This window comes from Pseudomonas sp. LBUM1649, from assembly GCF_059716155.1.
On record NZ_CP166807.1, the window covers coordinates 4,820,401 to 4,834,153 of the forward strand.

9 protein-coding genes and 3 pseudogenes are annotated in these 13,753 nt (G+C 61.0%); 5 read left to right on the top strand and 7 right to left on the bottom strand.

The window, feature by feature from the left end:
• Positions 1 to 424 precede the first annotated feature (424 nt).
• Positions 425 to 769, bottom strand: coding sequence for a YggL family protein (locus ACA058_RS22210; RefSeq protein WP_274073188.1), 345 nt, complete (start codon positions 767 to 769; stop codon positions 425 to 427).
• Between the two features lie 233 nt (positions 770 to 1,002).
• On the opposite strand from ACA058_RS22210, the gene dacB reads away from it, so the two are divergent.
• Complete coding sequence (gene dacB, locus ACA058_RS22215; protein WP_497635921.1) at positions 1,003 to 2,463, top strand: D-alanyl-D-alanine carboxypeptidase/D-alanyl-D-alanine endopeptidase; 1,461 nt, start codon at positions 1,003 to 1,005, stop codon at positions 2,461 to 2,463.
• A 122-nt stretch (positions 2,464 to 2,585) separates the two neighbouring features.
• Here dacB and ACA058_RS22220 read toward each other — a convergent pair whose 3' ends face one another.
• The 3 genes and pseudogenes from ACA058_RS22220 to rlmKL form a co-directional block, all read right to left on the bottom strand.
• On the bottom strand, positions 2,586 to 4,985 hold the full coding sequence (locus tag ACA058_RS22220; RefSeq protein ID WP_497635922.1) for a sensor domain-containing diguanylate cyclase: 2,400 nt from the start codon (positions 4,983 to 4,985) through the stop codon (positions 2,586 to 2,588).
• 180 nt (positions 4,986 to 5,165) lie between these two features.
• Positions 5,166 to 5,243, bottom strand: a pseudogene (locus tag ACA058_RS22225) (outer membrane lipoprotein carrier protein LolA); the annotation flags it as partial.
• A gap of 35 nt (positions 5,244 to 5,278) precedes the next feature.
• The gene (gene rlmKL / locus ACA058_RS22230) at positions 5,279 to 7,549 is read right to left on the bottom strand and encodes a bifunctional 23S rRNA (guanine(2069)-N(7))-methyltransferase RlmK/23S rRNA (guanine(2445)-N(2))-methyltransferase RlmL (RefSeq protein WP_497635923.1); all 2,271 of its coding nucleotides are present in this window, start codon (positions 7,547 to 7,549) and stop codon (positions 5,279 to 5,281) included.
• A 529-nt stretch (positions 7,550 to 8,078) separates the two neighbouring features.
• Between rlmKL and rmf the strand changes: the two genes are divergently transcribed.
• The gene (gene rmf / locus ACA058_RS22235; protein ID WP_003223300.1) at positions 8,079 to 8,294 is read left to right on the top strand and encodes a ribosome modulation factor; all 216 of its coding nucleotides are present in this window, start codon (positions 8,079 to 8,081) and stop codon (positions 8,292 to 8,294) included.
• Between the two features lie 300 nt (positions 8,295 to 8,594).
• Here the strand turns inward: rmf and ACA058_RS22240 are convergent, their stop codons facing one another.
• Positions 8,595 to 9,614 carry a quinone-dependent dihydroorotate dehydrogenase gene (locus tag ACA058_RS22240; RefSeq protein WP_497635924.1) on the bottom strand — a complete coding sequence of 340 codons (1,020 nt, stop codon included), beginning with the start codon at positions 9,612 to 9,614 and terminating at the stop codon, positions 8,595 to 8,597.
• A 229-nt stretch (positions 9,615 to 9,843) separates the two neighbouring features.
• Between ACA058_RS22240 and ACA058_RS22245 the strand changes: the two genes are divergently transcribed.
• Positions 9,844 to 11,055, top strand: a complete 1,212-nt coding sequence (locus ACA058_RS22245; protein WP_497635925.1) for a CmpA/NrtA family ABC transporter substrate-binding protein — start codon at positions 9,844 to 9,846, stop codon at positions 11,053 to 11,055.
• Positions 11,056 to 11,070: 15 nt separating this feature from the next.
• Positions 11,071 to 11,646 (top strand): ANTAR domain-containing response regulator, encoded by a 576-nt coding sequence (locus ACA058_RS22250; protein WP_008056396.1) that lies wholly within the window; start codon positions 11,071 to 11,073, stop codon positions 11,644 to 11,646.
• Positions 11,647 to 11,736: 90 nt separating this feature from the next.
• Here ACA058_RS22250 and ACA058_RS22255 read toward each other — a convergent pair.
• Positions 11,737 to 12,087: pseudogene (locus ACA058_RS22255) on the bottom strand (transposase); the annotation flags it as partial.
• Positions 12,088 to 12,114: 27 nt separating this feature from the next.
• Positions 12,115 to 12,264: pseudogene (locus ACA058_RS22260) on the bottom strand (transposase); the annotation flags it as partial.
• 277 nt (positions 12,265 to 12,541) lie between these two features.
• On the opposite strand from ACA058_RS22260, the gene ACA058_RS22265 reads away from it, so the two are divergent.
• Positions 12,542 to 13,753, top strand: a complete 1,212-nt coding sequence (locus ACA058_RS22265; protein ID WP_497635926.1) for a nitrate/nitrite transporter — start codon at positions 12,542 to 12,544, stop codon at positions 13,751 to 13,753.

Sequence of the window (13,753 nt, forward strand, 5' to 3'; positions counted from 1 at the left end):
GGCCTCGGCTGACTTCTGCACGTTCATCCCGTCGCCTCTCGACGCTCGGTAGCACAGTGGCAAACGTGCAGATCTCCCAGGGTAATTCGCGCGACCTTCCTGCTTATGCCTGTCGGATCTACGTCACAGCGTTCCGTGCAAGTATTGGGCTTTGGCAATTATGGCTACCTTACCCCGCTGCACCGCCTAATCCGCTTCCTGTTCGTCAGGCCAGCATTTTGCCCCGGGCTTCCTTCAGATTCGCAGTCGCCTGCGACACCCTTGCCTTCGGCTAACACTTCCCCTTGCCGGGTGTGTAGAGGACTTTCACCTCCAAGTCACCAGCGTGACCACCACAGCCAAACTGGTTGCGCTTGCGCGCAACGCGCCATGCCTGGCGCACCATAAAAAAACGGCGACCCTCGGGTCGCCGTTTTTTAGAACATCATGCTACCGGATTGATCGGCTTTTCCGGGTACCAGACGTCCAGCAGCGGGCTGACTTCAACGCTGGTCAGCTCGGTGCGGCCTTTGAGCCAGGCTTCAACGGCAGCGCGCTGTTCAGCGCTGACCGAGCCACGCTTGATCAGGCACACCAGACCGTAGTCATCACCGCCGACATAGCCCAGACCGTTGGCTTCCATGGCATCTTTGAGGAACGCCTCGAGGAAGGCATCAATGGCTTCTTCGGACAGATCTTCCTTGAAATCCAGGTTCAGTTCGAAACCCAGCTCTTGAAATTCATCGACGCACAGTTTTTTGCGCAGACGCTGGGAACGGTTAGTCGCCATTGGAACAATCCTCTTAAGTAATAACGGGCCGCACTTTAGCAGTTTAAGCCGCCAATTGCCCGACTCTCTGGGCCGCAACACCTACCGTCGGTAAAAAATAGCCCATTAGAAGGCCCCGGAACGGCACAAGCCGTTACACCTTGGGGCATAATGCCGACACTTTCATGACCACTGAGGGAATTTATCTTCATGCCCTCGTCTTTTTTTCCCCTCGGCTGTAGGGTTTTATCTACATGATCAAATCGTTGCGTCCATTGCTCCTGGCCGGCCTGCTTTTCCCCCTGGCCCTCCCCGTTTCCGCTGACCCGATCAATACCAGCCTGTCGCCCAATGTCGAAAAAGCCCTCAAGGCCAGCAAATTGCAGGACAACGCCCTGTCGCTGGTGATGATTCCGCTCAACGGCCCCGGCACCCCGACCGTTTTCAACGCCGACGTCTCGGTCAACCCGGCGTCGACCATGAAGCTGGTCACCACTTACGCGGCCCTGGAAATGCTCGGCCCCAATCACCAGTGGAAAACCGAGTTCTATACCGATGGCACCCTCAGCGGTGGCATCCTTAACGGTAACCTCTACCTCAAGGGTGGCGGCGATCCGAAGCTGAACATGGAAAAACTCTGGCTGCTGATGCGCGACCTGCGCGCCAACGGCGTGACTCAGGTGACCGGCGACCTGGTCCTGGACAAGAACTTCTTCGTGCAACCGCAACTGCCCGAGTTCAACGACGACGGCAACGACGACAACAAGCCCTTCCTGGTCAAGCCCGATTCGTTGCTGGTCAACCTCAAGGCCCTGCGTTTCGTCGCGCGCAATGACTCAGGCAGAGTGCTGGTCTCGGTGGAACCGCCGATCGCCAGTATCCGCATCGACAACCAGGTCAAGGCCATCAATTCCAAGCAATGCACCGGGGGGGTGCGTTACAACCCGGTGCCCCAGGCCGATGGCAGCGTGACCGTGACGGTCGGCGGCCAGTTGGGTGAAGGCTGCAGCTCGCAGACTTACCTGTCTTTGCTGGACCACGCCACCTACACCGCCGGCGCCGTACGCGCGATCTGGAAAGAACTGGGCGGCAGCATCCAGGGCAAGGATGTGCTGGCGCCAACGCCCAAGGACGCCAAGGTACTGGCGCGGGCGTTCTCGCCGGATCTGGCGGAAATCATCCGCGACATCAACAAATACAGTAACAACACCATGGCCCAACAGCTGTTCCTGAGCCTGGGCCAGAAGTTCCGCACCGATGCCGACGCCGACGACGCCAAGGCCGCCCAGCGCGTGGTCCGTCAGTGGCTGGCGAAGAAAGGCATCACCGCGCCGCATCTGGTGATGGAGAACGGCTCCGGCCTGTCCCGTGCCGAACGCGTCAGTGCCCGGGAAATGGCGTCGATGCTGCAGGCCGCCTGGCGCAGCCCTTACGCCGCCGAGTACATCAGCTCGATGCCGATTGCCGGCACCGACGGCACCATGCGCAAACGCCTGAAGACCACCGCGATGCGCGGTGAAGCCCACGTCAAGACCGGCACTTTGAACACCGTGCGGGCGATCGCCGGCTTTAGCCGCGACATCAACGGCAATACCTGGGCGGTGGTGGCGATTCTCAACGACAAGGCACCGTTTGGCGCGTCGTCGGTGCTCGACCAGGTGCTGTTGGACCTGTATCGCCAGCCGAAACTGGCGCAGACCGCTTCGGTGTTGTAATCGGAGATCCCCCTGTAGGAGCAAAGCTTGCTCGCGATACGACGGCACATCCAACATAGATGTGACTGACACTCCGCTATCGCGAGCAAGCTTTGCTCCTACAGGAATTGCGTACAACGAAGCTAGTTCATCTCCCCCTGAACCCGATCCCTGCCCTCTTGCTTCGCCACATAAACCCCCGAGTCCGCCCGCAACAGCAGCGCATCCGCGCCCTCGTCGGGCCGCCAGCTGGCAATACCGAAACTGGCGGTGACGACGCCTACTTCATCGATCGGCGCGCTGCGCAGGCTTTGCCACAACTCCAGCGCCAGCAGATGGGCCTGCTCGCCGCCGATGTCCGGGCAAAGGACCATGAACTCCTCACCGCCCAGGCGGCAGAACACATCCGTGCGCCGCAGCCGATGGCCAATGCGTTCGCACACGGCCTGCAACACCCGATCGCCCACGGCATGGCCGTACTGATCATTGATGCGCTTGAAGTGGTCTATGTCGAGCATGATCACCGACAGTTCGCCACCACCGCGCTCCACCCGGGCCATCTCGGTGGTCAGGCGCTCCTGGAAATAGCGGCGGTTGTGGATACCGGTCAGGGAGTCGGTGACCGACAGCGCCCGCAGTTCTTCTTCCACCCGCTTGGTGTCGGTAATGTCGGAGATGTAGCCATGCCAGAGCACACCGCCGCCAGTCAGTTCTTCCGGGGTCGCCTCGCCGCGGACCCAGCGCAGGCCGCGTTGGGGCAATTGCACGCGATATTCCTCGCGCCAGTGGCTGAGGGTGTTGGCCGAAGCCCGGATCGAGGCACGCACGCGGGAGGTGTCCTGAGGATGAATCCGCGTGAAAATCGCTTCGGCATTGTGCAGCAGCACGTCCGGCTCCAGCTCATAGATCTCGCGAATGCCGTCGCTGGCGTAGATCACGCTGAATCGCCCGTCGAACTCCATCTTGAACTGGTAGATCCCGCCGGGCACATGGGCACTGAGTTTCTTCAACAACAGGTCCCGTGCGGCCAGGGCCTCATGCACGCGCTTGCGTTCGGTGATGTCGATGCAGATCGCCAGGTGCCCGACCCACAGCCCCTGCTCGTCGAGGACCGGGGTCGCCAGCATGTTGACGATCAGATGGCTGCCATCGCCCCGCACCAGCGTCCACTCCCGCGCCTCATGGCCGCCCTCCACGCCGCCCTCGACCAGCATTGCATGACAGGTCGGGACCGGCTTGCCGTAACGCGCACTCAATTCTGCCGAGCGTGCCGCGAGCTCCCGGGGCAAGTGCAGGTTTTCCAGGGTCATGCGCCCGACCACTTCGGCGACGCTATAACCGAGCATCTGCTCGGCACCGGCATTGAAGGTACTGATCACCCCGCGCAGGTCCGTGGCGATGATCGCAACTTGGGTTGCGGCATTCAGCACCCCGCGCAACTGGCCATGGGTGCCGCGCAATTCCTGTTCGCGGGCGCGCAGTTCCTCGGTCCTTTGCTCGACCATTTTCAGAGCCCGTTGCCGCTGACTGACCAGTACATAGAGCAAGGCGCTGAGCAACACACTGAGCAAGCCGCCGAGCACGACCAGCGTGGTCACTGAAGAGTGGTTGGCCTTGAGGAAAGCCTCGCTGGGCTGGATATCGACCTGATAATCATGATCGGCAAGACGTAACAACCGTGTCGCGGACAAGTTACTGAGCGCCGCCGCATTGGGCGATTCAAACAGCACCTCGTGCTGCTCATCGGTGGACAAGTCGAGGATGCGCACCGAGAGATAATCGCGGCCCACCTCCGGCAACCCGTCCGCCAGCAACTGGCGCATGCTGATCACCGCCATGACATAACCGAACGGTTTGCTGGTTGCGCCGCCGGCGCTGCTGCGCGGCATGACCGGCGCGACCAACAGTACGCCTCGCGCATAAGCCGGCTCGATACTGACCAAGTGCATCGGTTGCGACACGGCCATGCCCTGGTGCTGATCGGCCCGTTCCAGCGTGGCGCGACGCAAGGGCTGAGCCAGCAAGTCATAGCCCAGTGGCGCACCGAGCTTGCTTTGCGTCTGGCTATACAGCACCACCACGTACTCATCCCGCTCGCCGGCCAATTGCAGTTGGCCGTCGGCATTCAGCTCGCGCAGAGTGAACTCGCTCAGGCCCTCCTCGCGCGCCCGGCGTTCGAAGGCTGGCCGCTGGTCTCGGGTGACCCGTTCGGCGAACGAATACGCCTGGGTCCGGTGCAATAGGGGCTGGGTGTAGCCGTTGAATTCCGCGCGGGAAACCGTATCGGAGTTGGCAAAGAACCGGCGCAGGCCATCGAGGCGCTGCTCCTGATCCTGGAAACGTTCTTCGATACGGCTGTAGCGCTCGCTGGCCAGCAACTGGAAGCGTTGCCGCAATTGATGGTGAAACAGGTTCAGCGTCGACCAGGCGAGCAATGCCGTGAGAATCCCGCCGACGAGCAAGACCATGAGCGCGACCAGCCCGGCCGAGACATCTTCGCTGATAAAACCCAGGATCTTGGGGCGCACGGCGTGCAACGACATAGACGCAACTCAAAACGCCATGTGCGGGAAAGCCCATTGGCCATGAGTTGAGTTATAGCTATTAGCCACTAATTTGACCAGTACTGTAGGAGCGAGCCTGCTCGCGATGAACTTGAGAGCGCTGCGGGGTGTCCGGTTCCCAGCGTTATCGTTGACGACCATCGCGAGCAGGCTCGCTCCTGTAGGAGCGAGCCTGCTCGCGATGAACCTGAGAGCGCCGCGGGGTGTCAGGTTCCCAGCGTTATCGTTGGCGACCATCGCGAGCAGGCTCGCTCCTACAGTGGGTCTAATCTTCAGCGGGCGGTGATTTTCCAGGCACGATGGATCTTGGCGTTACGGGAAAAATCCGCATCGATGGTCTGAGTGGTGATCTCTTCGATCGCGTAGCGCTCGCTGAGGTTGGGCTCGAGCTCGAACTTGCGGAAGTTGTTGGAGAAGTACAACACCCCGCCCGGTGCCAGCCGCGCCATGGCCAGGTCGATCAGTTGCACCTGGTCACGTTGCACGTCGAAGATCCCTTCCATGCGCTTGGAGTTGGAGAAAGTCGGCGGGTCGATGAAGATCAGGTCGTACTCATCACGGCAGGCTTCCAGCCAGACCATCACATCACTCTGCTCCAGGCGGTTCTTGTCGGAGAAACCGTTCAGCGACAGGTTGCGACGCGCCCAGTCCAGATAGGTTTTCGACAGGTCGACGCTGGTGGTACTGCGCGCGCCGCCCTTGGCCGCGTGAACGCTGCCGGTGGCGGTGTAGCAATACAGATTGAGGAAGCGCTTGCCGGCGGCCTCTTTCTGGATGCGCATACGCATCGGCCGGTGGTCGAGGAACAACCCGGTGTCGAGGTAATCGGTGAGGTTGACCAGCAGCTTCACGCCGCCTTCATTGACCTCGACGAACTTGCCCTGGGCGGCCTGGCGCTCGTACTGCTTGGTACCGCTCTGACGCTCGCGGCGCTTGACCACCACCCGGTTCTTGTCGATGTTCAGGGCCTGCGGGATCGCCGCCAGGGCATCGAACATGCGCTCCGAAGCCTTCTGCGGATCAATGGATTTCGGTGCGGCGTATTCCTGGACGTGGACCCAATCGTGGTACAGGTCGATGGCCATGGAGTATTCCGGCATGTCGGCATCGTAGACGCGATAGCAGTCGATGCCTTCACGCTTGACCCACTTGCCCAGCGCCTTGAGGTTTTTCTGCAGGCGGTTGGCAAACATCTGCCCGCCTTCGCTCAGGCGCGGCTGCTCGATCACCGGTGCCGGCGCTGGCGTCGGTTTGATCGGGTTGCCGTTCTTGTTGTACTGGCGCTCTTGCGGCTCGCTCGGCGCCTGATCGTAGGCCGCCTGTTCACGCTCGGCCTGACGCTGCTCCGGGGTACGACGCTCGCCGGTGACGAATTGATCCGGCAACACCTTGATCAGCAACAGCTTGCACGGCAAGGCGCCGTTCCAGAACGAATACTGCTTGTGGCTGCGGATGCCCATGCGTTTGCCCAGGTCCGGGGCGCCGGTGAACACCGCGGCTTCCCAGTTGAGGCAAGCCTGACGCAGGCGTTCGCCAAGGTTCTGGTAGAGGTAGAGCAAGCTCGCCTCGTCGCCCAGACGCTCGCCGTACGGTGGGTTGCAGATCACCAGGCCTTTCTGGTTCTGGTCTGGACGCGGCTCGAAGGTCGCGACTTCGCCCTGATAAATTTTGATCCACTCGCTCAGGCCGGCACGTTCGACGTTGTTGCGCCCTGGTTGAATCAGGCGCGGATCGGCTTCGTAACCGCGAATCCACAGCGGTGGCTTGGCCATACCGGCTGCGGCGCGCTCGCTGGCTTCTTCATGGAGTTTTTTCCACAGCGCCGGTACGTGACCGAGCCATGCGGTGAAACCCCATTGCTCGCGGCGCAGGTTCGGCGCGATGTCGGCAGCGATCATCGCCGCTTCGACCAGGAACGTACCGACACCGCACATCGGGTCAGCCAGGGCTCCGCCTTCGGCCGCAATACGCGGCCAGCCCGAACGGATCAGGATCGCCGCCGCCAGGTTTTCCTTCAGCGGCGCTGCGCCTTGCTGCAGGCGATAGCCGCGCTGGTGCAGGCTATGGCCGGACAAGTCGAGCGAGAGGATCGCTTCACCGCGATCCAGGCGCAGATGGATACGCAGGTCCGGGTTGAGCTTGTCGATCGACGGACGGTCGCCCTGCGGTGTACGCAGTTTGTCGACGATGGCGTCCTTGACCTTCAAGGCGCCGAAGTGGGTGTTGTCGATGCCCGAGCCATGACCGCTGAATTCGACGGCCAGGGTGCCGTCATTGAGCATGTGGTCTTGCCACTCGATGTCCAGCACACCGTGGTAGAGGTCTTCGGCGTCTTTCATCGGGAAACGCTTGAGCACCAGCAGCACCCGGTTGGCCAGGCGCGACCACAGGCACAGGCGATAAGCGGTTTCCATGGTGGCCATGCCACGCACGGCAGAAGTGTGCTCTCGCGCTTCCTCAAGGCCAAGCCCGACGGCTTCCTCGATGAGCAGGCCTTCAAGGCCTTTAGGGCAAGTGAGGAAGAGTTCGAAACGATCGGACATGAGGATTTCAGAGCCTTTGCTGAGTGGACCGGCAACGCATTGCCGGCCCGGTTTTCAATCAGGCGCTTTTCTCGAAGAGCGCCCGTGTGGCACGAAGGTGTGCCGTTCCACCCTTGCTGCCCAGGTTAGATGAGCTTAGATGCAAGGACAGATAAAGAATTTGATGCAACAAAATGACATAAGTCGACCCTTCGTCGAAAAGTACATCCCGGCAACGGGAGGCATTCTCAGCAAAGGATTAACCTGATCATCCAACGCAGGGCCGATCATACCGGGGTTTGATCAATAAATACGCCAAAAACATCAAGTTACTTAGTGCCATAGCACATTAACAGTTACGTCCTTATGACAAAACGATCATTCCCTCGATGTGACGCATTGGTTAGAACTCAATACAGGTTGGCGGCGCAATGACGCCAACACCTTGGCTCGTCACGCCGGCAACGAGCCCCCAACGGCAGAGTTTTTCTGCCAGACCTCGATTGAGGTCAACGCGATAAATACAGTCAACAAGTGAGGGCAACACCCTATGAGAAGACTTAAGCGTGATCCGTTGGAAAGAGCATTTTTGCGCGGATATCAATATGGCGTTGGTGGCAAATCCCGTGAGCTTTGCCCATTTACTCTACCGTCGGTACGCCAAGCCTGGATTAACGGCTGGCGCGAAGGACGCGGCGACAATTGGGACGGTATGACCGGCACTGCGGGAATCCACAGACTCAACGAACTTCACGCCGTCGGCTAACACGGGGCACACACTCCGACACACAATCTGATCATGTAGCGAATTAACCACGCACGTCCCATCCGGACGGCGGGCTACGGCCCAGGGGCTCCTTTGAAGGGGCCCTTTTTTATGCCTTGAAAACACTAACGCTGAGGCACCTTGTGGCGAGGGGATTTATCCCCGTTGGGTCGCGAAGCGGCCCCCTGCTTTCTTCAGTCAAACCTCGCAAGCAGGTTTTGCGACGGCTTCGCCGCCGAACGGGGATGAATCCCCTCGCCACAGATGAATCCCTTCGCCACAAAAGCCCTCGCCATCGTATTAGCGCAGGGCAGCGATGGCATCCACAGATTCACGAATCAGGGCCGGGCCCTTGTAGATAAAGCCCGAGTAGATCTGCACCAGGCTCGCACCCGCGTTGATTTTCTCCGCCGCGTGCCGGCCTTCGGTGATGCCGCCCGCCGCGATGATCGGCAAGCGACCGCCCAGTTCCGAAGCCAGCACCTTCACGGTGTGCGTGCTCTTGTCACGCACCGGTGCGCCGGACAGACCGCCCGCCTCGTCACCATGTTCCATGCCTTCAACACCCACGCGACTCAAGGTGGTGTTGGTGGCGATGACCGCGTCCATCCCGGTTTCGATCAACGCCTGTGCGACCTGCGCGGTTTCTTCGTCGGTCATGTCCGGCGCGATCTTGATCGCCAGCGGCACGTGCCTGCCGTGACGCAGCGCCAGTTCTGCCCGACGCGTGGCGAGGTCAGCCAGCAGCTGCTTGAGCGAGTCACCGAATTGCAGGCTGCGCAGGCCCGGGGTATTGGGCGAGCTGACGTTGACCGTCACATAGCTGGCGTGGGCGTAGACCTTGTCCAGGCAGATCAGGTAGTCGTCCACCGCGCGCTCGACCGGGGTGTCGAAGTTCTTGCCGATATTGATGCCCAGCACGCCCTTGTACTTGGCGGCCGCAACGCGGGCCAGCAGGTGATCGACGCCAAGGTTGTTGAAGCCCATGCGGTTGATGATCGCCTCGGCCTCCGGCAGCCGGAACAACCGGGGTTTCGGATTGCCCGGTTGCGCACGCGGGGTGATGGTGCCGATTTCGACAAAACCAAAACCCAGTTGCGCAAAGCCATCGATGGCCGCGCCATTCTTGTCCAGGCCGGCGGCCAGGCCCACCGGGTTCGGGAAGTCCAGGCCCATGACATTCACCGGCAGTTTTGCCGGAGACTTGCACAGCAAACCGTTGAGCCCCAGACGCCCGCCCGCGCCGATCAGGTCCAGGGACAGATCGTGGGAGGTTTCCGGGGAAAGTTTGAACAACAGTTGACGGGCCAGGGTGTACATGGGCGGGGTTGACTCGATTGGCGGCGAAATGAGGCGGCGATTATACCCGCGCATCGGGGTCGCAAGCGAGGCGCGCGACAAAATCATAGGGCGATGGCATATGCCTTGCACCAGCACAGGCATCAGCACGCAGGCCAACGGCGGAATGCGTGCCAGGACAATGGCGTCGTCAGCCGGCCCAGCTCATACGGGGTCCGGGACGACGTTTTTTTTGGAAGGTGCGAAATCGATGAACGAACCCTCAACCGGCCCCTTGGCCTGGGTAAATGGCAGCGATGCCCCGGAAAAGACCGAAATCAACCTCGGCTTCATGGCCTTGAGCGACTGCGCTTCGGTGGTGGTGGCCGCGACCCAGGGCTTCGCCCAGCCCTACGGGCTGACCTTGAACCTCAAGCGCCAGTCGTCCTGGGCCAACCTGCGGGACAAACTGGTCAGCGGCGAACTCGACGCCGCCCACAGCCTCTACGGCTTGATCTACGCCGTGCATCTGGGCATCGGTGGTGTCGCCCCCACCGACATGGCGGTGCTCATGAGCCTGAACCAGAACGGCCAGAGCATCAATCTCTCCCACGGCTTGCAGGCCGTCGGCGTGACCAGTCCTGAAGCACTGGACCGTCACGTGCACCAAACTCGCCCAAAACTGACCTTCGCCCAGACCTTTCCCACCGGCACCCATGCCATGTGGTTGTACTACTGGCTGGCGAGCCAGGGCATTCATCCGCTGCACGATGTCGACAGCGTGGTGGTGCCGCCACCGCAGATGGTTGCGCACCTGCAAGCCGGGCGTATCGACGGTTTCTGCGTCGGCGAGCCCTGGGCCGACAGCGCGGTGAAGCAGCACCTCGGCTTTACCATGTCCACGTCCCAGGCCATCTGGCCGGACCATCCGGAAAAAGTCCTCGGCTGTACTCGCGCCTTCGTCGAGCAATACCCCAACACCGCCCGTGCGCTGGTGATGGCGATCCTCGAAGCCAGCCGCTTCATCGACGACAGCACCGAGAATCGCCGCAGTACCGCGCAATTGCTCAGCGCACCGCAGTACCTCGATGCGCCGCTGCCGTGCATCGAACCGCGGCTGCTGGGTGACTATGCCGACGGCCTCGGCAACGAATGGCAAGACCCGCACGCGCTGCGCTTCCATGGAGAGGGGGCGGTCAACCTGCCCTACCTGTCCGATGGCATGTGGTTCATGACCCAGTTCCGTCGCTGGGGCCTGTTGCGCGACGACCCCGATTACCTCGCCGTTGCCCGCCAGGTGCAACAACTAGACTTATACCGTGAAGCCGCCGGCGCCGTCGGTATCGCCGCCCCAGGCAATGAGATGCGCAGCAGCCAGTTGATCGACGGCAAGGTCTGGGACGGTTCGGACCCGGCCGGTTACGCCCGCAGCTTCAAGTTGCACGCCATGAGCGACAGCTCGCCACTTCTCGCCAGCCGCTGACAGGAGACTGCAGACATGTTGCGTATCCTGCTGATCAACGACACCGCGAAAAAAGTCGGCCGCTTGAAAGCCGCCCTGACCGAGGCCGGTTTCGAGGTCATCGACGAATCCGGGCTGACCATCGACCTGCCCGAGCGCGTCGAAACGGTGCGCCCGGACGTGATCCTGATCGATACCGAGTCACCGAGCCGCGATGTCATGGAGCAAGTGGTACTGGTCAGCCGCGACCAGCCACGGCCAATTGTGATGTTTACCGACGAACACGACCCCGATGTGATGCGCCAGGCGATCAAGTCCGGGGTCAGTGCCTACATCGTCGAAGGCATTCACGCACAGCGCCTGCAACCGATTCTCGACGTGGCCATGGCGCGCTTCGAAAGCGACCAGGCCCTGCGCGCCCAACTGCACGCCCGTGACCAGCAATTGGCCGAGCGCAAGCGCATCGAATTGGCCAAAGGACTGCTGATGAAGATGAAGGACTGCAACGAAGAAGAGGCCTACACCCTGATGCGTCGCCAGGCGATGAGCCGCCAGCAGAAGCTGATCCAGGTGGCGGAACAGATTATTGCCATGAGTGAGTTGCTCGGCTGAACCCCTATAGCGCCTGAAAGGACGCCATCGCGAGCAAGCTTTGCTCCTACAAGGTTGAACTGACCCCCAAATGTTGGACGGTCTTTGTCGCTAGCCAGCGGATCGTGTTCTGTATTCCACAGGGCTCAGTCCGCCGAGCTTCGATTTGATTCGGTCATGGTTGTAGTAACGGATGTACTTGTCCAGGCCCGTTTGCAGTTCTTCTATGCTTTCAAAACGGTTGAGGTAGAAAAACTCCGACTTCAGTGTTCCGAAAAAGCTCTCTATCACCGCATTGTCCAAGCAGTTCCCCTTTCTCGACATGCTTTGCTTTATGCCTCGATCCTTCAGGGCATGCTGGTATCGGGGCTGTTGGTATTGCCAACCCTGGTCGGAGTGGAGCACCAAGGAAAGTCGTTCTTTGCGCATACATTCAACGACCGAACGCTTGAACGCCGCACTGTAGTGGTGACCATTCGCTCGCAGACCCGCACTGCCATGGACTTGAAAAGCGGCAACCCAGCGTCGCAGGAGACTGCAATCAATCGAGTAGCGATTGGCGATTCTGCGAAACCCATCGTCGCCGTTGATGTAGGCCTTAATGGCTGTGATTTTGAACTGCACGGAATACTTGCCCATGGAAACACCCCCAAAAGTCAGGATCGGTGTCCAACTTTTGGGGGGCAGTTCAAGGTTCACCACTGACCTGTAGGAGCAAAGCTTGCTCGCGATTGGCCGTTACTCGGTCCCCGCCTGTTGGCACAGATCTGGCTAGGTAATCACCACAGGTAACCAACGGCGGTTGCCCCCACCTACGACAAAGACGTCGCTCACCTCATTTGCCCCATGGCGAATCAGGTGGCGGCGTTTTTTTGTTTTGGCCCCCGTTCGAGACTCCTATCAGCTGAGGTGCGCGATGAATTCAAGCTTCTGGAAATCCGGCCATACCCCGACACTGTTCGCGGCCTTCCTCTATTTCGACCTGAGTTTCATGGTGTGGTACCTGCTCGGCCCGCTGGCCGTGCAGATCGCCGGCGACCTGCACCTGACCACCCAACAACGCGGGCTGGTGGTGGCCACGCCGATTCTGGCCGGGGCGGTACTGCGCTTTGCGATGGGGATGCTGGCTGATCGCCTGTCACCCAAGACCGCCGGCCTGATCGGCCAGGTGATCGTCATCTGTGCGTTGTTCGGTGCCTGGAAACTCGGCATCCACAGCTACGAGCAAGCGTTGCTGCTGGGGCTGTTCCTCGGCATGGCCGGCGCCTCCTTCGCCGTCGCCCTGCCCCTGGCATCGCAGTGGTATCCACCTCAGCATCAGGGCAAAGCCATGGGCATCGCCGGGGCCGGAAACTCCGGCACCGTACTCGCAGCGCTGATTGCACCGGTCCTGGCGGGTGCCGTTGGCTGGAGCAACGTGTTCGGCTTCGCGCTGATCCCGTTGATCCTGACGCTGATCGTCTTCGCCTGGCTGGCCAAAAACGCGCCTGAGCGGCCGAAAGCCAAGTCGATGGCCGACTACTTCAAGGCGTTGGGCGACCGCGACAGCTGGTGGTTCATGTTTTTCTACAGCGTGACCTTCGGTGGCTTCATTGGCCTGGCCAGCGCCCTGCCCGGTTACTTCAACGACCAGTACGGCCTGAGTCCGGTCACCGCCGGTTACTACACGGCAGCCTGTGTGTTCGGCGGTAGCCTGATGCGTCCGCTGGGCGGAGCCCTGGCCGATCGTTTCGGTGGCATTCGCACCCTGCTCGCGATGTACACCGTGGCGGCCATCTGTATCGCTGCCGTCGGTTTCAACTTGCCCAGTTCCTATGCCGCGCTGGCCCTGTTTGTGTGCACCATGCTCGGTTTGGGTGCAGGCAACGGTGCGGTATTCCAGTTGGTGCCACAGCGTTTCCGTCGCGAGATCGGCGTCATGACCGGCCTGATCGGCATGGCCGGCGGCATCGGTGGGTTTGCCCTGGCGGCAGGTATGGGTGCGATCAAGCAGAGCACCGGCAGCTACCAGATGGCACTGTGGTTGTTCGCCAGCCTGGGGGTTCTCGCCTGGTTCGGCCTGCATGGCGTAAAACGCCGCTGGAGGACCACCTGGGGTTCGGCCGCCGTGACGGCTGCACGGGTCTGA

Coding starts and splice junctions, on each gene's coding strand:
- ACA058_RS22210 (WP_274073188.1), bottom strand. CDS start 769: ATGGCGACTAACCGTTCCCAGCGTCTGCGCAAAAAACTGTGCGTCGAT.
- dacB (WP_497635921.1), top strand. CDS start 1,003: ATGATCAAATCGTTGCGTCCATTGCTCCTGGCCGGCCTGCTTTTCCCC.
- ACA058_RS22220 (WP_497635922.1), bottom strand. CDS start 4,985: ATGTCGTTGCACGCCGTGCGCCCCAAGATCCTGGGTTTTATCAGCGAA.
- rlmKL (WP_497635923.1), bottom strand. CDS start 7,549: ATGTCCGATCGTTTCGAACTCTTCCTCACTTGCCCTAAAGGCCTTGAA.
- rmf (WP_003223300.1), top strand. CDS start 8,079: ATGAGAAGACTTAAGCGTGATCCGTTGGAAAGAGCATTTTTGCGCGGA.
- ACA058_RS22240 (WP_497635924.1), bottom strand. CDS start 9,614: ATGTACACCCTGGCCCGTCAACTGTTGTTCAAACTTTCCCCGGAAACC.
- ACA058_RS22245 (WP_497635925.1), top strand. CDS start 9,844: ATGAACGAACCCTCAACCGGCCCCTTGGCCTGGGTAAATGGCAGCGAT.
- ACA058_RS22250 (WP_008056396.1), top strand. CDS start 11,071: ATGTTGCGTATCCTGCTGATCAACGACACCGCGAAAAAAGTCGGCCGC.
- ACA058_RS22265 (WP_497635926.1), top strand. CDS start 12,542: ATGAATTCAAGCTTCTGGAAATCCGGCCATACCCCGACACTGTTCGCG.